The organism is Dapis hubbardiae BLCC-M172 (genome assembly GCF_050016015.1).
GTDB lineage: Bacteria > Cyanobacteriota > Cyanobacteriia > Cyanobacteriales > Microcoleaceae > Trichodesmium.
Genome location: NZ_JBNHEQ010000012.1, coordinates 1 through 26,667 on the forward strand (window position 1 = coordinate 1; position 26,667 = coordinate 26,667).

General features: G+C 34.3%; 17 protein-coding genes and 1 pseudogene. 10 read left to right on the forward strand and 8 right to left on the reverse strand.

What is annotated here, in order from left to right; translation table 11 throughout:
• Both ACP6PK_RS01120 and ACP6PK_RS01125 read right to left on the reverse strand, forming a co-directional pair.
• On the reverse strand, positions 1 to 1,864 hold a 1,864-nt coding region (locus ACP6PK_RS01120), incomplete at its 3' end, for a bifunctional glycosyltransferase/class I SAM-dependent methyltransferase (RefSeq protein ID WP_426557029.1).
• A 704-nt stretch (positions 1,865 to 2,568) separates the two neighbouring features.
• Positions 2,569 to 3,642 (reverse strand): FkbM family methyltransferase, encoded by a 1,074-nt coding sequence (locus tag ACP6PK_RS01125; RefSeq protein ID WP_426557031.1) that lies wholly within the window; start codon positions 3,640 to 3,642, stop codon positions 2,569 to 2,571.
• 926 nt (positions 3,643 to 4,568) lie between these two features.
• Between ACP6PK_RS01125 and ftsH3 the strand changes: the two genes are divergently transcribed.
• From ftsH3 to ACP6PK_RS01140, 3 genes are all read left to right on the forward strand, one after another.
• On the forward strand, positions 4,569 to 6,410 hold the full coding sequence (ftsH3, locus tag ACP6PK_RS01130; protein ID WP_426557033.1) for an ATP-dependent zinc metalloprotease FtsH3: 1,842 nt from the start codon (positions 4,569 to 4,571) through the stop codon (positions 6,408 to 6,410).
• Positions 6,411 to 7,306: 896 nt separating this feature from the next.
• Positions 7,307 to 7,723: a XisH family protein gene (locus tag ACP6PK_RS01135; RefSeq protein ID WP_426557035.1), complete on the forward strand. Its 417-nt coding sequence runs from the start codon at positions 7,307 to 7,309 to the stop codon at positions 7,721 to 7,723.
• Positions 7,711 to 7,872, forward strand: a complete 162-nt coding sequence (locus ACP6PK_RS01140; protein WP_426557037.1) for a hypothetical protein — start codon at positions 7,711 to 7,713, stop codon at positions 7,870 to 7,872. The genes ACP6PK_RS01135 and ACP6PK_RS01140 overlap by 13 nt, the downstream gene beginning before the upstream one ends.
• Before the next feature lie 588 nt (positions 7,873 to 8,460).
• Here ACP6PK_RS01140 and ACP6PK_RS01145 read toward each other — a convergent pair.
• On the reverse strand, positions 8,461 to 10,209 hold the full coding sequence (locus ACP6PK_RS01145) for a hypothetical protein (protein ID WP_426557039.1): 1,749 nt from the start codon (positions 10,207 to 10,209) through the stop codon (positions 8,461 to 8,463).
• A gap of 1,217 nt (positions 10,210 to 11,426) precedes the next feature.
• On the opposite strand from ACP6PK_RS01145, the gene dndE reads away from it, so the two are divergent.
• A complete protein-coding gene (gene dndE, locus ACP6PK_RS01150; RefSeq protein ID WP_094673479.1) occupies positions 11,427 to 11,810 on the forward strand; it encodes a DNA sulfur modification protein DndE in 384 nt (127 codons plus the stop codon).
• A gap of 171 nt (positions 11,811 to 11,981) precedes the next feature.
• On the forward strand, positions 11,982 to 12,383 hold the full coding sequence (locus tag ACP6PK_RS01155; protein ID WP_094673480.1) for a late competence development ComFB family protein: 402 nt from the start codon (positions 11,982 to 11,984) through the stop codon (positions 12,381 to 12,383).
• 278 nt (positions 12,384 to 12,661) lie between these two features.
• Here the strand turns inward: ACP6PK_RS01155 and thiD are convergent, their stop codons facing one another.
• The 3 genes from thiD to ACP6PK_RS01170 all read right to left on the reverse strand — a co-directional run bounded on the left by thiD (position 12,662) and on the right by ACP6PK_RS01170 (position 16,425).
• On the reverse strand, positions 12,662 to 13,483 hold the full coding sequence (thiD, locus tag ACP6PK_RS01160) for a bifunctional hydroxymethylpyrimidine kinase/phosphomethylpyrimidine kinase (RefSeq protein ID WP_426557042.1): 822 nt from the start codon (positions 13,481 to 13,483) through the stop codon (positions 12,662 to 12,664).
• A 357-nt stretch (positions 13,484 to 13,840) separates the two neighbouring features.
• Positions 13,841 to 15,112, reverse strand: a complete 1,272-nt coding sequence (gene ftsZ, locus ACP6PK_RS01165) for a cell division protein FtsZ (RefSeq protein WP_094673481.1) — start codon at positions 15,110 to 15,112, stop codon at positions 13,841 to 13,843.
• Positions 15,113 to 15,588: 476 nt separating this feature from the next.
• Positions 15,589 to 16,425: a cell division protein FtsQ/DivIB gene (locus ACP6PK_RS01170; protein ID WP_426557044.1), complete on the reverse strand. Its 837-nt coding sequence runs from the start codon at positions 16,423 to 16,425 to the stop codon at positions 15,589 to 15,591.
• Positions 16,426 to 18,310: 1,885 nt separating this feature from the next.
• Here ACP6PK_RS01170 and ACP6PK_RS01175 point away from each other — a divergent pair.
• The 3 genes and pseudogenes from ACP6PK_RS01175 to ACP6PK_RS01185 form a co-directional block, all read left to right on the forward strand.
• Positions 18,311 to 18,817, forward strand: a pseudogene (locus tag ACP6PK_RS01175) (ATP-binding protein); the annotation flags it as partial.
• A gap of 200 nt (positions 18,818 to 19,017) precedes the next feature.
• The gene (locus ACP6PK_RS01180) at positions 19,018 to 19,356 is read left to right on the forward strand and encodes a hypothetical protein (protein ID WP_426557046.1); all 339 of its coding nucleotides are present in this window, start codon (positions 19,018 to 19,020) and stop codon (positions 19,354 to 19,356) included.
• Between the two features lie 259 nt (positions 19,357 to 19,615).
• Positions 19,616 to 22,060, forward strand: a complete 2,445-nt coding sequence (locus ACP6PK_RS01185) for a WD40 repeat domain-containing protein (protein WP_426557048.1) — start codon at positions 19,616 to 19,618, stop codon at positions 22,058 to 22,060.
• Between the two features lie 212 nt (positions 22,061 to 22,272).
• On the opposite strand, the gene ACP6PK_RS01190 is transcribed toward ACP6PK_RS01185, so the two are convergent.
• Complete coding sequence (locus tag ACP6PK_RS01190; protein WP_094674412.1) at positions 22,273 to 22,827, reverse strand: hypothetical protein; 555 nt, start codon at positions 22,825 to 22,827, stop codon at positions 22,273 to 22,275.
• A gap of 256 nt (positions 22,828 to 23,083) precedes the next feature.
• On the opposite strand from ACP6PK_RS01190, the gene rsmG reads away from it, so the two are divergent.
• Positions 23,084 to 23,857, forward strand: coding sequence for a 16S rRNA (guanine(527)-N(7))-methyltransferase RsmG (gene rsmG, locus ACP6PK_RS01195; RefSeq protein WP_426557051.1), 774 nt, complete (start codon positions 23,084 to 23,086; stop codon positions 23,855 to 23,857).
• 165 nt (positions 23,858 to 24,022) lie between these two features.
• Here the strand turns inward: rsmG and ACP6PK_RS01200 are convergent, their stop codons facing one another.
• Complete coding sequence (locus tag ACP6PK_RS01200) at positions 24,023 to 24,457, reverse strand: ArsC/Spx/MgsR family protein (protein WP_426557052.1); 435 nt, start codon at positions 24,455 to 24,457, stop codon at positions 24,023 to 24,025.
• A 976-nt stretch (positions 24,458 to 25,433) separates the two neighbouring features.
• On the opposite strand from ACP6PK_RS01200, the gene ACP6PK_RS01205 reads away from it, so the two are divergent.
• The gene (locus ACP6PK_RS01205) at positions 25,434 to 26,195 is read left to right on the forward strand and encodes an amino acid ABC transporter substrate-binding protein (RefSeq protein WP_210407606.1); all 762 of its coding nucleotides are present in this window, start codon (positions 25,434 to 25,436) and stop codon (positions 26,193 to 26,195) included.
• Positions 26,196 to 26,667: the final 472 nt, after the last annotated feature.

Consider the following 26,667-nt stretch of genomic DNA (forward strand, 5'->3'; position numbering starts at 1 on the left):
CATTTTGATAATTTACCTCAGTTAATTGCTGCCGATTTTTCGGTTTTCTTTCTGCAATATTTTCATAATTTACCTTAGTTATTTGCTGCCGAGCTTTTTGTTTTCTCTCTGCCACATTTTGATAATTTACCTCAGTTAATTGCTGCCGATTTTTCGGTTTTCTTTCTGCAATATTTTCATAGTGTACCTCAGTTAGTTGCTGCCGAGCTTTTTGTTTTCTTTCTGTAACTTTTTCATGGTCTGACTCAGTTAAAGCTTCTTTCCTTTTCTCAGGTTTATATCTACCCACCCTAAAGATACTGAAAAACTCAGAACTTGATAAATTTTTCTCAGTTAATAAATGTAGAGATTCCCCATCCGAAAATAAATTAAGTTTAAACTTTTGAGCAATTATAGATAATGCTTTTTTAGTAAAAATAGAAATATGCTGACCTTCCTCAAGAGCATAATACCACCAATCATTAGGACGAGGATTATTAGGAGGCAATAACTTCGTACTAAATAAAATATTTCTAGTTTTTTCCAGTATCTTCTCAATTTCTGCCAGAGGATTTATGAAATGTTCAAAGACTTCAAAAACTGTGACTAATTCATATTTTTTATCCCCATTTATTTCTCCTTCCCATCCTTCATAAAAAATATTCTGACAATACTTATCATATCCATAAAAATCCAATCCTAAGTCACGCATCATCCGAACAAACAAACCATAGCCACAACCATAATCTAGGAATTTACCATTAGCATTAAAAAAATTAAGAATCAAATTTTCTGTAATCAAAGAAAAATTTTGATTTCTAGATACTAAACCCACATCACTACTAGCAATTGCTTCCCTATAAGCTTCACCTAACCAATAAGGATTTTCCGTTTGTATAAACCCGCAATTAGAACATTGAAAATAGTCAACATTATATTTATTTAAAACCTTAGCAGTATCAAACTTCTGAGATATAGAACCACAAACTTGGCAATGAATATTTTGAACCTGTAAACTACCACTAAACATTGTTTTTTCTGTAAACTCGTCTGCTGGAATATTACGAATAATAGAAGGAGGATGATCAAGAGGAAAAATCATTTCCTCCACAGACATATTAGCAAACTTACTATTTACATCTTTAGTATGAGTAGCTGTGAGACCAAAACCAATATTAGAAACCAAATTTATTTGAGGCAGAATTGTTAATTTATCATTACTCCAACCAGAAAATAGCCAAGCATAATCCCAAGCAGAATAACTTTCATAACTCTTGGCAAAAATGTTTGACCAATATCTAACTGCCTGAGTATTTTGGAGAATACCTTTTAACCTATTACTGTCTCGAAGTTGAGGCCAGGATTTTATTTCACCATCAAAATTTTGCCATGCTCGTCGCCAAGTTGCCCAACCCCAACCATGAAAATAATGAGAAAAATAATAACTATATTCTGTATATTTATTTCCAAATAAAAAGTTGTCTCCAGATATCGCCATTACTTTTTCATTATGATTATATCTGTCTAATAACTCTTCACAAAACCGAAAAAAAGTCGGATGTGGTAAACAGTCATCCTCCAATATAATTGCTGATTCAACCATACTAAAAACCCAGTTTAAGCCACTAGGAATTCTTCGCTTACCAGTTAAATTTATCTCAGAATAATTAGTTAAAACCTCACACTTCCAATCAACCCGATCGATTATCTTTCTTGCTGCCATACACTTCTCAACTTCTCCTGGTTTATCAGGGCGAGGAGCATCAGCTATTACAAATAATTGAGGAGGCTTTACTTGACGAATTGCCTCAAATACTTTTTCTGTTGTATCTGGTCGATTAAATATAATTAGAACTACAGGAGTTGTTAATTGAAATTCAGTCATTTTTAGTTCAATAAGGAAGAATAAAAAAGGAAGATGGAAGAAAGAATAAGGACAAATAAAAGTAGATGAGTTGATAGAATCAATACAGTTTAGCTAAATATTTTTTTGCAGTTCTGTGATTTCAATAGCGACTCTAATAGTTCCATACTTTATCAGTTTTGGTTGTATTAATTATGAGAAATATTTCAATTACTTTTTCCTCATTTATAGGTAATAAAGCTGATAGCTTATAGCTAAGTGCTGACTTCTTAAAAACTTTTAATTTTGAGAAATTTATCAATTACTTTTTCCCTTTTTATAGGTCTGATAGCTTATATAGCAATCCGCGCATAGGTGGCGGCAGATAATCAAAAAGTAAATAAAAAAAATTCAAACTCTCCCCTGTTGCTTTCTGGAGCTGTTGCCTAAAAAACAGTAAGATTTTTGACACGAATAAAATAGGATTGCTATAGCTGAGTGCTGACTTCTTAAAAACTTTTAATTCTGGGAAATATCTCAATTAATTTTTCCTCCTGTATAGGCAACAAAGCTGATAGCTGATTTTATAGGTAAAAAAGCTAATAGCTGACCGCTGAATGCTGAAAACTTTTAATTATTGGGAAATCTCTCAATTATTTTTTTTTCCTTTATAGGTAATATGAACGATTAATAATTAATACCCAAATGAAAGAGTTTTTTAAATCTCTAATTTTCTATCTAATTCTCTAATTATCCATTAATGAATTCGCTTTATATAAAATATCTTGATGAGACCGTTCCGGTAGAGTCTGATTTATAGAATTAGATAATACTGCAACAGGTTCATATAAAGGTCTTAAAAAAGAATCAATTGCTTTTCTATCTCTATAACGTACTTCTATCAACATAAATTTTGGTTGGTATTTATCAAAGTCAATACCTTGCAATACATCTAATTCAAAACCTTCAACATCCAACGAAAACAAATCTATATTTTTAACTTGATACTTGTCAAGAATTGCAGTTAATGTCGTTACTGGTACATTTATTTCATAACTATGATTAATATTTTGAACTTGACAACCTGCTTTTAAGTGAACTTTTTTTTCCTCATCTGACTTGATAGCTCCATCAACAAAAGACATAAGATTACAATAGTACATTTTTATATAATCTCGATCATAATCAAAAGGAACTAAAGCATAATTTTCTACCACTGACTGAGAACGATTAATTCTACATTTTTCTGCTAACTCCGGTATTGCTTCTACCAAAATACCTTGCCAATTTTTATACTTCTCAAAATATAAAGTGTTACTTTGACTTATCCCATCATTCGCTCCAGCTTCAATAAAAAATCCATATTCCCAAGTTAAGTAAGAAGTAAGTTTAAGATCGAGCTGATTCAAAGCAAATGAATTTCTAATTAGATCGGGCTTTATTTCTAATGCTTTTTGCTGATAAATCTTAGCTTCAAATAATCTACCTTGTTGCTCTAAAATATGACCAATACTCCAATATATATCTGCCGACTGTGGTTCAAGTGTAATAACTTTTTGATAGTAAGCGATCGCCTGTTGTAGTTCACCTTTTTGAGAATAAATTTTGCCTAACTTTGCATAAACTATTGCCAAATCTGGTTGTAATTCTATTGCTATCTTGTAAGAACGAATAGACTTTTCAATTTGACCTTGGGAATAACAGATATCCCCTAATTTATGGTAAGCTTCAACAGAAAAAGGTTGATTCTTAATAGCTTCATAACAAGCCAAAATCTGATTATCTTGACTACCTTGATTTTTATTTTCTCTTTTAGTCATTGCCTCACCTTAACCAAGATAAATACCCAAACAAGATTTTTTTAGCTTGGTAATTTTAAATCCAACAATAAGTCATCTCTTAGCAAAAAAATTGAAGTACAAATTTTATATCTTTGAGATGCTAATAACCCATAAAAATATATGGGTTTAAATCCTTGATTTTGCAAAACAAATATTCCTCTATCATTTTCCTCTCTCTCAGAATTATAGAAAACTCCCCAGCCAGTTTTTGATAACTTTTTTTCAGATATAGCAATCCTATTGTAAAGTTAAGAAAGAAGAAGCAAGAATGGGTAAACATAAAAAATAAAGTGGAAAACGATAAAAATAACTATCTTAAATAAATTGGAGCAGCTATTTTTAAGCATATCTGAGCGAGATATACCTTTTTGTAGCATTCTTTTTTCAAAGTCGTATTAAGCAGATATACAAAATTAATTACACATTTTTCCAAATTGAAACCTTTTTACTACAAGAGTTCCAGAGAATTAGAGTAAGAAATCAATTCTGTGTAGGTGCTTACTTCTTACCGAATTATTAATAATTCTGGTTTAAAGCCTCCCCTTTTAAGGGGAAAAAAAGAAATAATATAGCAATCCTCTAATATCTTCGTGGCAAAAATCTTACTGCTTTTTAGGGCACACTTAACTGGGAATAGGTAACAGGTGGGAGTTTCAACTTTTTTATTTACTTTTTAATTACCCGCAACCTATGCGCGGATTGCTATATTTCCTGATCTTCAATTCCGTAACGGTTTTAACCAGAGGCAATTATCAATTATCCATTATCAATTATCAATTAATGAATTCCCCGTAGCGCTATGGTTAGGACTGTGGTATTATATGAGAAATAAGTTAACATAAGTTAATATAACAGGATTAATAATATAGTCCCCATACCATAAAAAACTAGGAGGATCAACCCCTGTGAATAATAAAAGGTGGAGAAACGCTGGCCTATATGCCCTATTAGCAATAGTAGTCATAGCCCTAGCAACAGCATTCTTCGATCAACAACCCCAAACTCGCGAAACCTGGAAATACAGTCAATTCATTCAGCAAGTAGAAAGCAATAACGTAGATAAAGTCAGTATAACCGCTGACCGGACAGTAGCCAGAGTAAAAGTAGCTGATGGAACCGTAGTCCTAGTTAACCTACCCAATGACCCTGACCTAATTAACATTCTCACTCAAAACAAGGTAAATATAGAAGTAATGCCTCAGAATGAAGAAGGTTTCTGGGTCAGAGCATTAAGCAGTTTATTCTTCCCTATCCTATTATTAGTAGGATTATTCTTCCTACTACGTCGCGCTCAAAGTGGACCAGGCAGCCAAGCAATGAACTTTGGTAAATCCAAAGCTAGAGTTCAAATGGAACCTCAAACCCAAGTAACATTTGGTGATGTAGCAGGTATCGAACAAGCAAAACTAGAACTAACCGAAGTAGTAGACTTCCTCAAAAATGCCGATCGCTTCACAGCAATAGGAGCCAAAATTCCCAAAGGCGTACTATTAGTAGGACCTCCCGGAACAGGTAAAACCCTATTAGCCAAAGCAGTTGCTGGAGAAGCAGGAGTACCATTTTTCTCCATCTCCGGTTCAGAATTTGTAGAAATGTTCGTAGGTGTAGGTGCTTCCCGCGTCCGCGACCTATTTGAACAAGCCAAGTCTAACGCTCCTTGTATCGTATTTATAGATGAAATTGATGCAGTAGGTCGTCAAAGAGGAGCTGGTTTAGGTGGTGGTAACGACGAAAGAGAACAAACTCTCAACCAACTACTCACCGAGATGGATGGTTTTGAAGGCAACACAGGTATCATTATTATTGCTGCTACTAACCGTCCCGACGTTTTAGACGCTGCCCTACTTCGTCCCGGTCGTTTTGACCGTCAAGTAGTAGTAGACCGCCCCGACTATGCAGGTCGTCTAGAAATTCTCAACGTTCATGCTCGTGGTAAGAGTCTCTCCAAAGATGTAGACTTAGAAAAAATTGCCCGTCGGACACCAGGATTTACTGGAGCAGATTTATCTAATCTATTGAATGAAGGTGCTATATTAGCAGCTCGTCGCAACTTAACAGAAATCTCTATGGACGAAGTTAATGATGCTATTGACCGGGTATTAGCTGGTCCAGAAAAGAAAGACCGAGTAATGAGTGAAAAGCGTAAGGAATTAGTAGCATATCACGAAGCTGGTCATGCTTTGGTTGGAGCGTTGATGCCTGATTATGACCCAGTACAGAAGATTAGTATTATTCCTCGTGGTGGAGCTGGTGGTTTAACTTGGTTTACTCCTAGTGAAGACCGCATGGACTCTGGTTTGTACTCCCGCGCTTATCTCCAAAATCAAATGGCAGTTGCTTTAGGTGGTCGTCTTGCTGAGGAAATTGTTTTTGGTGATGAAGAGGTGACAACTGGTGCTTCTAATGACTTGCAGCAAGTCGCCCGTGTAGCGCGCCAGATGGTGACTCGCTTTGGGATGAGCGATCGCCTCGGTCCTGTGGCTCTTGGTCGTCAGAATGGTAATATGTTCTTAGGTAGAGATATTATGTCGGAACGAGATTTTTCTGAGGAAACTGCTGCTGCTATTGATGATGAGGTTCGTAATTTGGTAGACCAAGCTTATCGTCGTGCGAAGGAAGTTTTAGTAGGCAACCGTCATGTTTTGGATAAGTTGGCAGAAATGTTGGTTGATAAGGAGACTGTAGACTCTGATGAGTTACAGGAGTTATTAGCAACTAATGATGTGAAGATGGCGGCTTTGATTTAGAGTTGTCTGAGATTTTTTTGAATGTTTAAATAATTAATTTAAGCCATCTTGTAGGGTGCGTTAATTAAATGTAACGCACCACCTCTGCCAAATATTTTGATTGGTGTGCTACGCTTCCCTAGCTATTTATCAAAATCATTATGGCTTAAGAGTGCTTAAAGAAATGAATTAATTATTGCTCTATACGCAATAGTAGAAAATTTCACTACCCATCACCTCTGGCGGGGTGCTTGAGGAAATAAATATACTATTGCGTAGGTCGCAATAGTAGAGAAAATTCCACTACCCACCTACATCCGGCAGGAGCTTCATAAAATGCAATTACTATTGCGACCTACACAATAGTAGAAAATTCCACTATTTATCTACATCTAGGCGATCGCTATTAAAACAGAATCATAGCTAAAATCACCAACCCCCAATACCAGGAATATTTTCATCTTGTGAAGCTCCGCAAAGATTTTTTCCCTCGTCAAATCTTTCTATCCATTCCTGCTGAGTGGAAAGCAAACGACATTTTCATTCTATGAAGCTTCCGAAAAAAAAATCGCGCCTCAAAGAATTTTCCCTTGCATCCTCACCAAAATTTTGATACGATCAAATTTAAATTTTGTTACTCGCCTATACGCATGACTTTTTATTCAACCTAATTTCCTTGGTAAAAGACAGTCAAATATTCAGGAATTTTTCTGAGGAACAATATCCAGAAATATTTTCATCTTTTGGAGCCTCCCACAAATACTGATTATTCTCTCATCAAGTCTTTCCATCCATTGCTATTGATTGGAAAACCGCGAACATTGTCATTCTATGAAGCTCCTGAAAAAAACCCGGGCTATTAGATAAAACAGTCTACTACTCAATTAACTACTATTTTTTCAATCTAATCACTAAATATGCCTGCTAAAGATATTTTTCACAATGCTGTCAAATTAGGATTAGAAAAAGAGGGATGGATAATTACAAATTATTCTTTACATTTAGATTTTGGTGAAGTAGAAATTTATATCAATCTAGGTGCAGAGAAACTCATTACTGCTCTTTCAGCAGGAGAAAAAATTGCTGTTGAAGAGAAAAGTTTTATTAGTAATTCGCCAATTTCTGAATTTCACAAAGCATTAGGGCAATTTATTAATTATCAAACCGTATTAAATCAAAAAGAACCAGAACGTGAATTATATTTAGCTGTTCCTAAGACAACTTATGAAGACTTTTTTAAACTAAAGTTAATTCAACTTGTAATTAAAAATCAGCAGATTAAATTAATTATTTATCATCCAGAAAAAGATAAAATTGAACAATGGATAAAGTAGAAAAATATGGAGAAATAATTCAAAAAGTCATTCAAGAATATGGAGGCGATCGCTTATACAGTTATCAGTTATCAGTTATCAGTTACGTCAAAGAAGTTGATAAAATTTTAGGAATTATTTTGCAACCATTTCGAGAATATTTAGGGTAAGTTTTACCTATCTTGTAGTAGACAGACACAGCTAAAATGGTGCGATAAGTGTTAAATTTTCCATCAAAAGCTAGACACGAATTTGGCCACGGATGTACGGATGGATTAACGAGTTTCTTTTTACTACTCATCTAAATCTGACTGGGTGATTAAGCAAATGAATTAATTATTGCTCTATACGCACGCAATAGAAGGAAAATTTTCACTACCCATTTTCTCTGGCGGAGTGCTTCAAGAAATGAATTAATTATGGCTCTATACGCAATAGAAGGAAAATTTTACTACCCATCACCTCTGGCTGGGTGCTTCAGCAAATGAATTAACTATTGCTCTATACGCAATAGAAGAAAAATTTTCACTACCCATCTCCTCTGGCGGGGTGCTGAAGAAAATGAATCAACTATTGCTCTATACGCAATAGAAGGAAATTTTCACTACCCATCACCTCTGCCGGGGTGCTGAAGAAAATGAATTTCCATTGTGGCAAGAGAAAGTTGTATCTTAAAAATTTGCCATTGCATAATTTTAGATAAAACAGTTCACTACTAAACTCTTGGGTTTGGAGACCAAACTCCTACTCCCTACTCCCTACTCCCTACTCCCTACTCCCTTCCCCAAAATACAATTAGCATCCAAAACAAATAAACTATCATTCTGAAAAACAGTACAAATAGGTATAGTCGTTGCCAAAGCAGAAATATATCCCAACCGCAAAAAAGTAACCGCCTCTTTTGCAGATTCATATTGCATTAACCAACTATTATCCTCAACATATTCCGGCGTAAAACCACCACGATGTAACATCCAAAAATCTATCCCATACCTTTGAATAAAACTTTTCACATCCATTAAATCTGAACTATATTGAGCAACAATTAAATCTATAACACGTTGGCGAAACTGACTATAATAACCAACCTGATAAGGAATAGCATATTCCCTACCCAACAAAATAGAACGTTGAGCAAACGTAGGCAATAAATTTGCCTCCTCCTCCAAAGAAGCAATCAAAATATCATCAGGTTGTTCTCGAAAAAAATCATATAAATCTGTAGCTCTTCCCACCTTATATTTAACCAGAGGAAAACCCTTCACAAAAGCAGGATATAAAACTAAAGAAGCCAGAATTAAACCAGTTAAAACCAAAGAAATAATAGCCCGAAAATTAATAGCAGACTTTTCTATCTTTTCCGCCCAATCAAACAAAAAATCAATAATCAAAGTCAGAGCGATCGCCGTCGCCAAAGCAATAATAATGCGGAAACTTAACCCTGTATATCTGCTCGGAAGATGTAGTCGAAAAAGTAAAGCATGAGCAATAAAAAACATTCCCAAAGAAGACAGTAATAAATGCACCAATAACCAAATACGACTCGTAATATTTTTAATTAAAGGAAAAGCAGAACCAAAAGACAATAAAAACGGCAATAATAACCCCGCACATTGAGTAGCAGGAGTAAATAAAGACTTAGGAAACATACCACTACGTTTGCCAGTTAACCAAAAATCTTTAGGATGAACATGAAAAAATGTACTCCTTCCATTCGGATAAAACTCCCTTAACTTCATCGCCGCTTCTCGACTAATAGCAGGTCCGAATTCCGAAGAACTTAAAGCATAAGGTAATAAAACCAAAAAAGCCGTACTTAAACCAACTCCAGAAAGTAAAAAATCCTGTTTTTCTAATGATAATTGAAGCCTGCTATCTTTCCAGCAAATTAACCTCAAAATTAACATTCCAGAACCCACAAAAACATACTGTGGATAAAATAATCCCACCAAAGCGATCGCTATCCCCATCCTGACTAAATTACCACGAATTAAATAATATAAAAAAGCCAGAAAAAAAGGATAAACAAAAGCTCTAGGAGTCGCCGAAGCAACATCATCTTTCATCCAAATAGCCTGATTCATTACCAAACTTGCAATAAATCCTGCCATAGGAACTGGTAAAATTTCCAAACAGATTCTAAAAATATAATAGGTGCAGATTAAACCTAAAATAAAAGGAATAATTTTCGCTAAAATAAATGGATTAATTCCTATAAATGCTGCACTTTTATAAAGCCAAGTATATCCGGCTGGAGCAACTGACTGAAAATAGTCAGCAATTAGATCATTAGGAAATAAATCGGGATAAAAAAAACGTTGCATCCAAAAAATATGTTGTCTAGCATCATCTTGAACACTAAGACTACTAACAAAAGCTTTTTTCAGTGCCAAAAAACCATAAACCATAGCAAAAGTAATGCTAAGACTAAACCAAAATATCACCCCTTGATACGATTTTTTATTAATAGGATAAGTCAAAAAATTATGTAAATTTGAAATTAACATTTACTATGCAAAATTTATCAATTGCACTAATTTTAACAGATATTTAAAATATTTTTTTCTGCTATTGCCATAGAAATTGTTTTCTCCAACCTTTCCAAATAACTACCATTAGTAATCTCATTGTCAGTCGGTATATAGCAATTCCCAAGAAGCGTGAGGTACAAAATTCGTTTGTTTTAGGGAACAAGGAACAGGGAACAGGGAACAGGGAATAGAAAAGAAATTAAAGAGCTTGTGTACCTCATAAGCTTGAGAAACGCTATATAGTATTTTCATTTTAAATTTCAACTAGGATTAATGAAAAAAGGGAAAAGCTATTACTGAGAATAGAGAAAAATACGAAATAATTTGATACAGCGGATTTCCAGATAGCATGAGGCACAGCTATTACAGGCAAGATGCCTGTGCTACAAAGGTTTATTTAAACCCCCGCCCAATCGGGCGAGGTCTTCATATTTATATTTATTATGCTTGGAATTAACTGTAACTTTTGGGAAATTAGGAAAAATTAAGGAGTTCTGTTCAGAAATTAAATTAGATTAGATTGCTATAAATATAAAAACCTTATTTTGTCTAGCAAATTTTCTGAGGGTTGCTGATATACTTTATCTGCAAAGTTTTCCAGTATTAATGTAGGTTTTAAGCATATACTTAATTTGTTACAAAAGTTTAGGATTGACAGATTAAGTTTAGGTTATACTTAAATATAGTAGTAAAATACTTTAACTATAGATATAAAGATATAAATGTTGATTTGTATCAATAGTATCTAAATATAGCAATCTTATTTTAGTTATGAGATATTGTCGACTTTGAAGGAACAAAGAATATTAAAATTATCACATTTGATTGCTATATTTTTTGAATAAATATCAGTTCATTAATTGATAAGTGATAATTGATAATTGATAATTACCTCTCCCTAAAAGGGAGAGGATTGACGAATAAGGAAAATATCTATTTTTTTTCCCTTGAAAGGGGAGGCTTAAAGGCGTGAATGATCTAATGGTTTAATTATTAATTATTTCGGTAAATAACTTATTGGAGCCATCAATAAATATTGAAGTGTTTTGTAAGAAAAAAGCACGCTTATTGAGTACCAAAAAATCTTTGTGGAAAGCTACTATTTAATGCTGTTTCCGTTCTTCCCTATTCCCTTTTTAATAGCACTCAATTTCCACATCCCAGATAAAAACGCTATATATCTAATACCTTTTATGGAACCACCAATTGAACGAATACGACTTTCTCAAGTAGCCAAAGAACAGTTAAGCAAGCTTAAACGTAATACTAAAATTGACCAGTGGAATATCCTTTGCCGTTGGGCATTCTGTTGTTCTTTAGCAGAATCAAGTATTCCCTCTCCAGTGCCAATTCCTGCTGATAGCAATTTAGAATTAACATGGAGAATTTTTGGCGGGAAATTTTCTGACATATTATTGTTAGCTCTTAAGCAACGTTGCTATAATGACGAAATAGGTATAGAGCAAGAAACTTTGGCCACCCAATTTAGACTGCATTTGCATCGAGGCATTGGATATTTAGCTGGCAACCAAGATATTAAAAAGATAGAAGACTTAATCGTAACTGTTATTTCCTAATAATCAAATCTCTACTCTCTAAAGAATAATAATACTATATAGTAGTAGTTATTTGAATGAAATAAATAAATTAATTAATTAATTGAGGCATTCTAATCATAAACTTAAGGTTAAAACAGCTATAATTTCAGTCAAAAAAAAAGTATATCAGAAAGAGAGAGGAAAATAATTATGCTAGTTAATTCTAAAAATAAATATATAAATATTATGGAACAGATGGTAGCAGATGAAGTAAATCGTCAAATTACTTTACTGCCTCAAAAGTTAGCCAAATATATTAAGCGAGCTGATGTAGAAACTTATGCTCTGAATCGTCTTCCGCCCCTATATGCTTCCAGTAAGGAAGGTTGGAAATTCCAAACAAAAAAAGCAGAAGAAGATTATCAAAAGCAGATTGTTGCAGGAGTACGTCATGCTTTTGCTGCAGTACAAAGAGATCTTCTGAGAAACTCAACTCCTTTATTTGTAGAAGAAACTCAAAAAGCATCTTCTTCAGATTTGGAAGAAGACAGCAGTAAAAAATATAGCTGGCATCACGATCGCTACTATCGCCTAGGGGCTGCAAGAAGATAAATATATGTTGTTATTTTGCTGGAAATGGCTGATAGTTAGTAATTTACAAATAGCCATTTTCTGCAAATTTATGATGTTTTGGAATTAGAATAATTTTGACTAATAACATTAACTATTTAACTAATTTTCTTGTCGCCATCAAAAACGGTTATTTTAATTAATTAAATTTTATTTCAGGTTGATGAGATAGAGTTATCTTAACATAACTGTCCAAATTTCTTATATTCCCTATTCCCTACTCCAGCAAAATTCTTTAACTCATCAAGTTACAAACTACTCTAAATGTTTAATAACAAAGGGAAAAAATGTGCAACAGGGCCTTGACCGTGACCAATTTTCAAAGCATATTTTAAAGCATTTGTGACATAATCCTTAGCCAATTTAACAGCAGAAAATAAATCTTTTCCTTGGGCTAAATTAGCTACTATTGCTGCTGAGAGAGTACAACCAGTACCATGAGTATTATTAGTCTCAATTGTGGCAGTTCTTAAAATTTCAAAACGCTCACCATCAAACCAAACATCTGCTCCTCGAAAATTATTTTTCAAAGCGCCCCCCTTTACCAGAACAGTCTTTACCCCTAAATTGTAAATTTTCTCAGCTGCCAGTTGCATATCATTAATATCATTAATATCTAAACCCCCAAAAATCTCAGCCTCATAAATATTAGGAGTAACAATACTGGCCTTTGGTAGTAAAAAATCCCGTAAAGCTACCACCGCCGAATCATCAATCAACCGAACACCTGCACGGGAAACCATTACTGGGTCTACCACCAATTGTTTTAAACTTAAAGCTTCCACTACCTCAGCTACAGCCAAAATAATCTCTTGGTTCAGTAACATTCCTGTTTTAGTCGCGTGGACACCTATATCTTTAACAACAGCTTCAATTTGTGCTTTAACTGCCTCTGGCAACAAAGCATCAACCCTATTTACCCCCAAAGTATTTTGAGCAGTAATACAAGTCAAAGCACTTGTACCATGAACACAATGAAAAGCAAAAGTACGCAAGTCTGCCTGAATACCTGCTCCACCGCCACTATCAGAACCAGCAATAGTCAAAGCAACAGGAATACTTGATGCCATCAAATCAGCCATAACAATTGATATAATAAATAGTAGTGCTTTCAGGAATTTCCTAGTTGAGAGAGGGAACAGGCAACAGGCAACAAGAAACAAGTAAAAGGCAACAGGAAGTTAATAGAATATGTAATTAATTTTGTATAGGAACTTAGATTTATTAGTTTTAATATAAAACCAACAATTTTATCCCCCTATTCCCTATTCCCTATTCCCTATTCCTTTTCTATATCCAGAAATCTCTTTTGCTTTCATCTTACCGAAAAATCAAGGTATAAAGCCTGTTATTTTAAGGATAAAGGAGAAAAAGAAATAATATTTCCTTATATTCAATTCTGTTACGGTTTTAATCAGAGGTAATTATCCATTAATGAACTATCTATTAGTAGGTGGAGTGCGTCGCCTTTGCAGAAAGTCAGGAATATCTAATCCTGGTAATTTTTTCTGTGGCTCAGTAGTTTGAGTAGGAGTTTGAGTAGGATTCGTTACTGGTCTTCTTGGTTGTACCTTTTCCTGGGTAGGTTGAGTTTGTACTTCCCCACTAAAACCAGTAGCTATGACAGTAATTTTGATTTCTCCCTGAAGTTTATCGTCAATTACAGCCCCAAAAATAATATTGGCATTAGGATCGACAACTTCATAGATAATCTCAGCAGCAGCATTAACTTCATGTAAGGTTAAATCAGTACCACCAGTAATATTAAACACAACTCCTCTTGCTCCTTCAATAGAAGACTCAAGCAAAGGAGAAGAAATTGCCATATTAGCTGCTTCCCTTGCCCTAGACTTACCAGACCCCATACCAATTCCCATTAACGCCGAACCAGCATCAGCCATAACTGCTCTAACATCAGCAAAGTCAACATTTACTAATCCCGGCACAGTAATAATATCTGAAATCCCCTGTATACCTTGACGCAAAATATCATCTGCAATTCTAAAAGCTTCTTGTACAGGAGTTTGTTCATTAATAACAGATAGCAAGCGATTATTAGGGATTACGATTAAAGTATCTACTCTAGTTTGTAGAGCAGTAATTCCTTCATCAGCTTGAGTAATTCGGCGTCGTCCCTCGAAAGTAAAAGGGCGAGTCACAACCCCTACTGTTAGAGACCCTGCCTCCTTAGCAATTTCAGCAATAACTGGAGCAGCACCAGTACCAGTACCGCCTCCCATTCCAGCAGTAATAAACACTAGATCGGGATGGTCTAAAGCATTAGCTATTTCATCTCTAGATTCTTCCGCCGCTTTTTGCCCAATAGCAGGATTACCCCCTGCCCCCAAGCCTCTTGTCAGCTTTTGTCCAAGTTGTAGGCGTTTAGGAGCATGGGACAGAGTTAAGGCTTGGGCATCTGTGTTAACCGTCCAAAATTCTATACCAGAGACCTCACTAGCAATCATTCGGTTAACAGCATTGCCGCCACCCCCTCCCACACCAATTACTTTGATTTTTGCCGCATTGCTTGGCACGATATCATCACTCCTGGATTCTTCTTTTGTTATACCTTTGGGGTCATAATCTTGTTCTCCATACAATCCTGGGCTATTACGAAATGGATTAGAGACTTTTTTTGGCAATGGAAAACTTCCTTGTCCTTGAGATTGGGGACTTTCATTATTGACCCCTTGTTGATTATTCACTATCATTATTGGGGATGGTAGATATACAGTTTTTTTTACTCTAAGTTAGTTTATAGCTTACCAGGATAGCTCTTGGCAGAGATTAATCAATCATATTCTAAAATATGTTGCACTATAATCCAACAACCGAACTATGTTTATTCATTTGTTTATTCGTTTTGCTTTTTTGGGAACTTTCCTAATACAGAAGCGTCTTTAATAAAATTTTGATATATTTTTACCGAAAAATTAAGGTTTAAAGCTTATCCTTGACTGTGCCACGGCCTGTCGCCCTACAGGGGAAAAAAATTTCCTTTTAATCAATCCTTCTATTACAGAAGAGGTAATTATTAATTATTGAAAGTTTTCTGAAGATTACCATTAGTCACCTTTGATAACTATTTTATTAGTTTGAAAAAAAATAGGATTAAATTAACCTTAGAGTTTTTTTGTAACTCAAGGCTAATTCTCAAAATACTTTTAAATTAGAAATTTTTATAGATTTAATTTGACTGAATTTTAATTGCTCTAGATTTATTCGGTAACTGAATTAAAGGAGATTGTGGATTTTTTAGATCAATATAGGCCATTCGCCGAATATCAATTTTATTCGGTAATTCTCGCATCTGGTCTAAGACATTTAATTGTTCGCTAAATCGAGAACTATACTGTCCGAGATGTACTAATCCTAACTCAGTTGTCAGAATTAAATTTCCTGGATCTTCCCAATTAATCTCAAATACTTTAACAGGACTACGACTTAAACTTTGGTATAGAGGATGCCAATATTGACGATATTGTTCAGTAAAACCAATTACTTTTAGAGTAGGTAAAGATCCAGTTCTTTCTAGAGCAGAAAAACTTTCTAGAGGTATCCAGTTGCCATAAGCATCTAACCATCCCATTTTTTGTGAGTTACCATTTCCTACCTTGCTTTTGAATTGAGTAATTGCTACAGGGCGTCTTTCTGTAATCTCTATCCTTAAACTCAGAGGAAATAAATGACGACTAATTTTTGCCTTAGCAATTGGACTATGTGATTCTAAATTCTGAGCTAATATTTGTGGTTTAATTCCCCAAAGAGATTGAGGATAATCTAAAGTGATTAGAGATAATATTGCTCTGTCTGAAAGCAATTGATTACCCTCTACAGTTAATTGTTCTTGTTTAGTTATTAGCCAAATTGGCTGACTAATTGCCCATAGTAGACCTGATGCTAAACCACTAACTGCTAGTATTTGCCAGATTATAATTACTAATTTTAAACGTCGTTGACGGCGTAATGTTTGTCGCCGACTCGCTAAATCTGATTGAGAAACCGATCCAATACTATTAGCCATTTACTTAATTTATACTAAATATCAAAAAGTTTGCTAAATATCCTCAAACAAGGTATTAGGTGTGATACAAATTTATAAATGTTTGGTACAAATAGCTAGGCTATTTCTTAGAATTCAGGAGTCATAATTAATAGATTTGATACCATTTTTTATTTCGTAAGTTCTCCCCAACCCTTAAATATATAGCAATTAGGAATGATTTATGAGATATTAAAGAACATTTAAGATGAACTAAAATCCTTAATCCTTTTATATTCTGATTATATTATGACTCCTGACTCCTGACTCATAATTAGCACTAAAATCTTACAACTCACATAAGATTGCTATACATTTCCGATAAACTCTATTAATAGTGCTTATTATTCGTAAGATTTATTCAAAATAATATTAAAAAACAATAAAGTATAAGTTAGTTTTTACCTTCAAGTATAAATGTTTGATAAGTGGTATTATTTACTAATTAATATCCTGAAAAATTATCTTTTTTTTCAGGATAATTATTATATAATTTAATTACATATTTTTTTATTCTCAATTAGAAATATAGCAATTCCCAAGAAGCGTGAGGTACAAAATTCCTTGGTTTTAGGGAGTAGGCAGTAGGGACTAGGGACTAGGGAAGATGGGGAAATGGGGAAATGGGGAAATGGGGAAATGGGGAAATGGGGAAATGGGGAGTAGGGTAGGAGAAAAACAATTTTACCTCAGAAAGAGTGAGAAATGCTATGTATAGGAATTCCCAAAAAGCGTGAGGTATAAAATTCTAGGCTTTAGGCAACAGGCAACAAGCAACAGGGAAGAAAGAGATAAAGTGTACCTCACGCTTACTGAAAAACGCTATATTGATTTTTTTGCTCTTTCAAATGATTTATAGAAGCCCTAAGCGTATCTTGGGCTTTGTTGCGAGTTTTTTGCTCATTCCTCAGTCCTCGTAGGGGCGTTTCATGTCGCTCCGCGAAACGGCCGTTAGCTTCGCATAACTATCGTTAACGCCCGTACAGAAGTCAGGAGATTAAGAAATACTCAGAGGGGGAAAAAGGTAGAATAAGCGGCTCCCATCTCCCCACCCGGACCATACTTCCCACACTCCCCACCCCCATCATGTATAAAAAAATAAATACCTTCAGGGGTTCTATATAGGGAATAAAAGTTGTGTTTATTCTAAATCATCTAATTGATTGTCTTCTCTGTTTATATAAGCCATTTGAAATCTATTTAAAAAGAGAAGGAGAATATGAGCATATGGGGAAAATATGAGTATTTTTTAAGCTTTTTTCTATAGTCCTGCATAGTAATGGCGAAAATATACATTTTTTTTCTATACTCGCTACACTCTCCACACTCCCCACACTCCCCACACTCCCCATACCATTACTATGTACATCCTTTTTTCTATAGAAGCCCTAAGCGTATCTCTGCAAAGCTGCGAGTTTTTGGCTCAGTCCTCAGGAGTAGGGGTGATTTCCGTTCCGGAATACTTTCCTTCGGAATGCTCTGCAAACGTAAACGCGTGCCTTAGGAGCATGACAAACGGAAATCACCCCTACAGAAGTCAGGAGATTGAGAAATACTCAGAGGGGAAAAAGTTAGAAAAACGCCCTCATCTCCCCACACTCTTCACACTCCCCATCTATAAATTCTAAATAGATCCCAAATGGATTCTATATACCCCTCTCAATCTCCTGACTCCTGTTCAAAAAACTTAATCACTGGCATTGATACCAAATGGTATACATTCTATTTCCTTTAGGGTAATAATTTATTGATGCTTTGACCCATAAGTATTGACATACCTCTTGCCCAGATTAAAAGAATCCAGGAAAATAACACTCAACAATATTACACAATACTACTTTGTTTATATATATTAGGAAAAGAAGTGTTGAGTGAACTAGACCTAATTAAATTTTACAAGGCTTGTAACCCTAGCAAGACTCTAATAGTAGGAAACCCTGAAGATCAACAATATTACATAGATTTTGCCAGCGTCAGGGGTAGTGACATTATCCGAAAGTTAGAAAGGACCATAACACTTTTATCTGAAAATCAGCCATCTTGTCAACTCTTTACAGGACATATCGGTTGTGGTAAGTCCACTGAATTATTTCGACTAAAAGATAAACTAGAAAAACATGGATATCACGTTGTTTACTTCGAGTCTTCTGAAGACTTAGATATGGGAGATGTAGATATTAGTGATATTTTGCTGGCGATCGCTCGTCAAGTCAGCGAAAGTATGGAACAAACGAAAATAAAAATTAAACCAGGTTACTTCCAAAAGCTATTTACTGAAGTATCAGAAGTTTTACAAACTCCCATAGAACTTTCAACAGAAGCAGAATTATCTGTGGGAATTGCTAAAATTACTGCTAAAACTAAGAACTCTCCTACTAACAATAAAGTAATTACCTTAGTTTAATTATTTAATAACTGAAGTTTGATCTAAGTATAGCGTTAATGCATGGGAATTGGTATTAGAGCTTAAGGACATTAAATGAATTTAATAGACTTTAAAATCAAGGCAGACGACTTTTAGTAATATTTATAGCGATTTTCACTTCATGACTTGCATTACTTCTTCCTTATTCCTTGAAACCCAAATCTCTGTACTCTAAAAAACATGAAAACTGCTATAATATCAGGCTCAATAAACCTTTAAACGTATCCCAATTAGAAAATTTTCCCGAACCACCAGCAATAATGATATTTGACTTAGAAAAAGTAGAAGCGATAAATGAGCTACTAACTTCTACTAATCAAGTCAGAGATGAATTTAGGAAAAAATTCCGTTTTCCTCTAGTTTTGTGGATAACAGATTCACTGAATTTTAGAAATATTAATAGATTCAGGATTATTATTTATCCGCAAAGAGTTCCAGGAAAAACACTACCAGCTAGTTCACGATTATATAGTCAAACCAATCCGTAAAAGGTTTAACTTAGAAGAAAGATTAAACCAGGCTGAACTAGAAATAAAACAATCTGAAATCGCAAAGAATCAGGCAGAAACAGATAGAATAATTAGCCAAGCTCAACTAAATATAGTATTAAAACGACAACTAGCAGTAGCAATTGTAGGAATTATATTAATGTCACTATCAACCATCGCTACACTAGGTTTTTGACAGAAAACAATATTTCAAAAACAAGTAGTAACTGCTGAAAAACATCGGGCAGATATTAATAGTATGACCGCTGTTTCAGAAGCATTATTTTTCTCAGGTTATAAATTTGATGCTCTGATAGAAAGTATCAGAGCAGGTCAAAAATGGCAAAAAATTAAACAATTATTAGGAGAAAATAACCTATCAAATGATACAGAATATCGTATTGCAGCCTCTCTTCAGCAAGCAGTTTATCAAGTTAGCGAATATAACCATTTAGAAGAACATGGTAATGTAGTTTGGAGTGTCATTTTCAATCCCGAAGGAAACTTAATTGCCTCTGCTAGTGCAGATAAAACTATTAAATTATGGAGTCGAGATGGCAAATTACAAAAAACCTTAACAGATCATACAGATGGAGTAAGCAGAATTAGCTTTAGTTCAGATGGCAAATATTTAGCTTCAGCTTCCGACGATCAGACAGTGAAAATCTGGGATCTTCAGCAACTAGAAAAGAAACCTCTATCTCTCAAGAGTCATCGTAAATCAGTATTAACAGTTGACTTCAGTCCCAATAACAAAATATTAGCATCAGGCTCACTAGACAAAACTATCAAAATTTGGAGCAAAACAGGTGTACTACTGAGAACAATTAAAACCAAAGCAGCTATCCAATGGGTTAGCTTTAGTCCTAATGGAAAAATCATTGCTGCTGGTAATAGAAATGGGGAATTACAATTGTGGAATCTCAATGGTAAACTTTTGGCAACCTTACAACATGGAGATCGAAATCAGAGTACGCCAGTCTACAGTGTCAATAGTGTCAATTTTTCTCCTGATGGTAAAAGTTTGGTAACAGCAAGTGGGGATAAAACAATCAAAATTTGGCGTTTTTGGCGAAACAGACCAATTCTTAAAAAGACAATAATTGCACATACAGAACAAGTGATTAGTGCCAGCTTTTCTCCTGATGGGAAAACAATAGCTTCCTCCAGTAAAGACAAAACCATCAAAATTTGGGACTTAGATGGAACCCTTTTGAAAACTTTTTCGGGTCATGGAGATATAGTTACTCAGGTTAGTTTCAGTCCAGATGGCCAAACTCTGGCTTCATCTAGCTATGACAAAACTATTAAGTTGTGGAGTCTCAAAAATAGTTCTCTGAATGTTCTGAAAGGACATCAACTCAGAGTTTTTGGTGTAAGTTTCAGTCAAGATGGTCAAATCTTAGCTTCTGCATCTGAAGACAATACTATTAAACTGTGGAGTCGCACAGGTAAGTTAGTTAATACTCTCAGAGGGCATACTAAGAGAGTGACAAGTGTAAGTTTTAGCCCAGATGGTCAGATTCTTGCTTCAGGTAGCCGCGACAAAACAGTAAAATTGTGGTACTTCAATTCTCCAGAGAAAATCTGGAACTGGGAATTACTTGATGCTCCTCAACATTGGCAACCTTATGACCAATATAATCAGCTTTTTTCTCCTCAGAATCAGAAAAGCAAATTATATTTCAGGGAAGAGGGAAAAATTAAAGATGATTTTGCTAGTAAGTTAAGTTGTTTTGTGAGGGTGGGTAATTTTTGTCTTGTCCCTTTGAAGAAATTTATTCCCTTTTTTCGCATAAATTTTTCCCTACTGCCACATCAGTCTTTTGAGTCAGAAAAATATCGCAGTTTGGTTGACATTAACCTTGATAGTCAAGTCAAAGTTTCTAGTAGACTAGGATGTTTCTCAAAGTCAATAGAAACTTTTTGTTTTGATAGGAATTTGAATACAAATTATCATTCCCCTGATTTTACCTCCCAAAATATCAATCTTATGGGACATACCGATCATGTGATGAGTGTCAGCTTTAGTCCAAATAATCAAATTATTGCTTCTAGTAGCAAAGATAAAACGGTAAAGTTGTGGAACCGTCAAGGTGAGTTGCTGAAAACTTTATTTGGACATAAGGAATGGGTTAGTAGTGTGAGTTTTAGTCCAGATGGTAAAATGCTCGCCTCTGCTAGCGATGATGGTACGGTGAAACTATGGACTGATAAAGGTGTGCTGCTAAGAACTATTAATGCCCACAAAAGTTGGATTTTAGCAGTAAGTTTTAGTCCAGATGGTCAGGCGATCGCTACAGGAAGTTTTGATAATACGGTAAAACTTTGGAGTATTAATGGTGAGTTACTGAAAACTTTTTTAAAAGGTGCTAGTGATAGTATTACCAGTGTGAGTTTTAGTCCAGATGGTCAGGTAATTGCTTCGTCTAGTTATGATGGTAAAATTAAGCTCTGGAGTCTTTATGATGGTAGTTTATTAAAAACTTTGAGCAGTCATAAAGATAGTGTGATGAGTGTAAGTTTTAGTCCTGATGGTAAGTTGTTAGCTTCTGGTAGTAGAGATAAAACTGTGATTTTGTGGAATTTGGCATTGGATGATTTGTTAGAGAAAGGTTGTAGTTGGGTCTGTGATTATTTACAGACCAATCCTCATGTTCAAGAGAGCGATCGTCAACTTTGTAAAAAAGGGAATAGGGAATAGGGGATGGAGAATAGGTAATAGGTGGGGAGTGTGGGGAAGGTGGCAGGGTCAATTTATTGTCACGCTTAGAAAAATAGTATCCTTTGAAATCTCCTACATCTTGCTAGGATTAGTTAACCAAAAATATAGGGTTGTAAATATTCTCTGACGAAAAAGAATTATTCCTGGCGGAGGGCAGGGGAGTATAGGGTCTCAAAGAAAGGATAAATAACTTAAGATTGTGATTTTATCAAACATTTCTTCTGAGAAGACTTTTTACTTTTTTCTTTCTTCTTTTGCCTCTGCTGAGTCACTTCCGGGGGCGGACCGTAATCTCCTCTTGAAAAATAAATTCGTTCTACTTGATGTTGTGGCTCAACCTCAATCCACAGACGGGCACCGCCTGCTTGACTTTTGTTAGGCTGGTGTGGCTGATAGACTATTTGGCAAGGTCCATCAATTTTTAGGGCGTGGCAATAATCTTTTTTATCTCCAACTTTTACAGCAATTGCCGGATAAGAAGTTTTATTATCTCGGTTATAGTCAATAGTCTTTCGTAGAACATGAACAAAAGTATTGCCTGTACGTTCAGCCTTATTCCAGGTTCCTTCAGGACCTCGACGACCAGGTATAATTTCTGGTACTCCTCGGTTGTTAAGAGGAATCATCCATAACCTTTCAACCTTATAAGCACCTACTACTCTGCCTTGTTGAAGTAGTATTCGCAGTCTACCTGTCGATATATTAAGCAAAAATGCTGCTTCTGTTGTATATACTTCTATAGTCATAAAAACTAGATCGTTATAGTATTTACTTCTAATATCTATTATGTTGAATATTTTTGAGGCTATCAGATAAGTATAAACGAAAATGGCTTATGCTTGAAATTTATCAAAGGCTTATTTTTATCTATTTTTGACTTTTTATTTTATTTTTGTTCATAATCCGATGAGCAAAAAGCTGATTATAGATATTTATAGCTACGCCTCACCTTATAATCAAATAAATCGAATCTTTTGTTTTATTCTTGCTTATTCCCTCAACATGAATATTCACAATAATAGACACATCTTGCCAGAAATGGATTCTGTTTGGCAGGAAACATTAAATTGGCAGCCAACAGCACAACAAAAACAACAATTTCAGAAACTTTATGAGTTAATTATTATAGGAAATAAAAAGTTAAATTTAACTAGAATTACTAATCCCGAAGAATTTTGGGAAAAACATCTTTGGGATTCTCTCAGAGGTATTAAGTTTATCTTAGAAAATCAAATAAGTTGGCAAGAAGAAAAAAAGGTTATTGATATTGGTACAGGTGCTGGATTTCCCGGATTACCAGTTGCAATTACCTTACCTAAATATGTAGTTACTTTATTAGATTCAACCCGCAAAAAAATTAATTTTCTCCAAACTACATTAGCAGATTTAAAAATTAAAAATGCTTTAACTATAACTAACAGAGTTGAACAAATTGGTCGTCTATTTCAATATAGAGAAATTTATGATATTGCTCTTTTGAGAGCTGTTGCACCTACAGTAGTCTGTGCTGAATATGCTTTACCATTATTAAAAATAGGTGGGATTGCAATTTTATATCGGGGAAATTTCACAACTGATGAAAAAGCTAATTTACCAGAAGTTGTCAAAATTTTAGGAGGAAAAATAGAGACTATTGAGGAGTTAAAAACTCCTCTAAGTGATAGTATTCGTAATTGTATATCTTTACGAAAAGTAGGTAAAACCCCAATAAATTATCCCCGTCCAGTTGGTGTACCTACTCAAAAACCTTTAAAAAATCTACATAATATGAAATAGGTTAATTTTTACCAACAATAATTAATAGGATAAACATTGTGGTTTATTCATCTGAAAAGCGCTGTAAGTTAAGTACATTAACAAACAATGAGAATATCTCCCGCTAGAAAATTAGCTAACGAGAGATTAGGCAAATTTAGAGATAAAAATAGGTTTTTTTAAACTCTAATGATGATGATTATTTGGACAAGTTTGTAAGTCTTGACTCATCAACTCCTCACTTTTTGCTTTTTGAGTCTCATCTACCGCTTCTAAACCAACCCAATTATTAACAAGTTCAACATCAAATCCCACCTCTCGGCGATCGCCTACTTGTATTAGAGGGCGACGGATTAATAATGGTTCATTTACCATCATTGTTAGGGCAGTTTCGGCATCAGTTTGTTCAGGAACTACTTCTCCAGATTTAACTTTTGGAGCAGCTTTATTAAACCACTCCGCTACTGGGCGATCGCCAAAAAATAAACGTAAATTATCTTTTGTCCAAGCTTCCTTCAACAAATTATGAGCTTCTAATTGATGACCTGCTGCTTCTAGCAAAGTCTTTTGCTTCGTATTGTTTTTGCAGCCTGGTTTTTCATAAAAAATCACCTTTGCCATTGTCTTATCTCCTAAGCAGTTTTTTGGTGATTTTTTAATCTTAATCCCTGATTAAATAGCAAATTGTAACTAATTATCAAGAAATTTTATTCTCAGGTATGATATAATTAAACGCTAGAATTTTAAACCAAATTAATATATTTATCAAAAAGCAAATTTTTATACTTATATCAGTTGGATAAATTTTTTATATAAATAGAAAACCTTGAGTATATTGCGTGCGTATAAAATCATTGATATGATTGAGGTAAAAAAATATACTATTTTCTTGTTTTTTTATTGATTATTTTCTCTGGTTTATTCCTAGCTTAAAATATTTGTAAGTTTCTTTTTTTAATAACTACCTAAATCAAATTATTTACCTATTCTAATTATCTAGGAACTTGAAAATGCAAATACTTCAGATTTTATAGATGTTTCAATAATTGATAATTGATAATGGATAATTGATAATTACCTCTCCATAAAAGGAAGAGGATTGAATAAAAGGAAAATAAATTCATTGTTTCTCCTTGATTATGAGAGGCTTTAAACCTTAATTATTCGGTAATTAATTTTGTGTACCTACTTACTATTAAACCGTTCCTGATATTAACAAGGTACAATATTTTTTTATTTTTCCTATATTATAGTGTTGCTCAAGTTACTGAGGTCAAGTTGTTTTTGTTCTTTTATATTCCCTGTTTCCTGAATTAAGTAGGTGAGCATAAATAAAGGGAACAAGTTTAGGGCGGGTTTAATGGACTATATCGGAAATATCAAACCTTTCAGTTAAACCCGCCCCTACAATTTTTTTAACGTTTAATTAGACCTACCTATTCCCTATTCCCTAAAACAAAAATTGTAAAATTATTTCCTAATATTGATTTTTATGATTAACTCATCTTCTTCCAGCTTTCTGCTTACTGTTTCCTGTTTAAATCAAATAATTAGCTATTTAATCACTATATTTTTTATTAGTTTTCCTCTGCCAACTTTGGCAGAAACTGTATTAGAGAAAATTCAAAAAACGGGTGTATTAAAAGCGGGAGTCAGAAGTGATGCTGTTCCATTTAGCTATATTAACAATCAAACCAATCAATTAGAAGGTTATTCAGTTGAATTAATTAAATTAATTCATCAACGTCTAGAGGAAGAGTTGGGTAAAAAAATTAAACTAGACTTGCAAAAAATATCTCTAGAAGACCGTTTTAAATTAATCGAAGATGGGAAACTAGATATTGTCTGTGCTGCTACAACTATTAATAATGCTAGGGAAGAAGTAGTAGATTTTTCCATTCCTTTTTTCACTACAGGAATTCAATTATTAGTAAAAAAAACAGATGCAGAAAGGTTTGATCCACTCAAAGGTGCTAGAGGACAAATATCAATAGGTTTATTAGAAGACACAACAACTGAAGAGGAATTTCGACCTATTTATCCGAATGCAAATTGGCAAGAAGTTTCTAATAGAGCAGAAGGAATTAATCAATTATCTGAGGGGAAAATTGATGCTATTGCTAGTGACGGTATTTTGTTATTAGGAGCAGTTTGGCAACAAAATAAAAATCTCAATGATTTTACACTAATTCCAAAAATTCCGTTTACTTTTGAAAATTATGGTTGTATTTTGCCATTGGAAAATCCAGACTGGGATAAATTTGTCGATCTGACTATTGCTAGTGATCGAAATACCCAACTTTTACAGCAGTGGTTTGACCCTAAAAAAGGTAAATTTCCTTATGAAAACTTGAGGTAATTTCTAGACATCTCCAGAAAAGAGGGAGTAGAGAGCAGGGGGAAACAATTTATTATTTATAGCAACGCTAAATAGGTTGCGGGTAATCAAAAAGTAGATCAAAAAAAACTGAAACTCCTGCCTGTTGCCTGTTGCCTTCTGGAGCTTTTCCCTAAAAGCGGTAAGATTTTTATACACAAATATATTAGAGGATTGCTATATGTACGATAATTGATTTTATTTCTTATTATTGGAGATGTCTTCTGAAAATATAGCAATTATCAGCAGTTATTGTGGAAAGCTTTCCGCAAAATTTTCCTGACGGAATTCTCCGCATTCATGTCGCCTAGGAAAACAAAAATAATTATCCATTATCAATTAATGAAAGTATGATTTTCTGAATTAGGTGCATCTCAATATTCGCAAAAATACTTTTTTCCTATTCCCTATTCCCTATTCCCTATTCCCTATTCCCTATTCCCTATTCCCTATT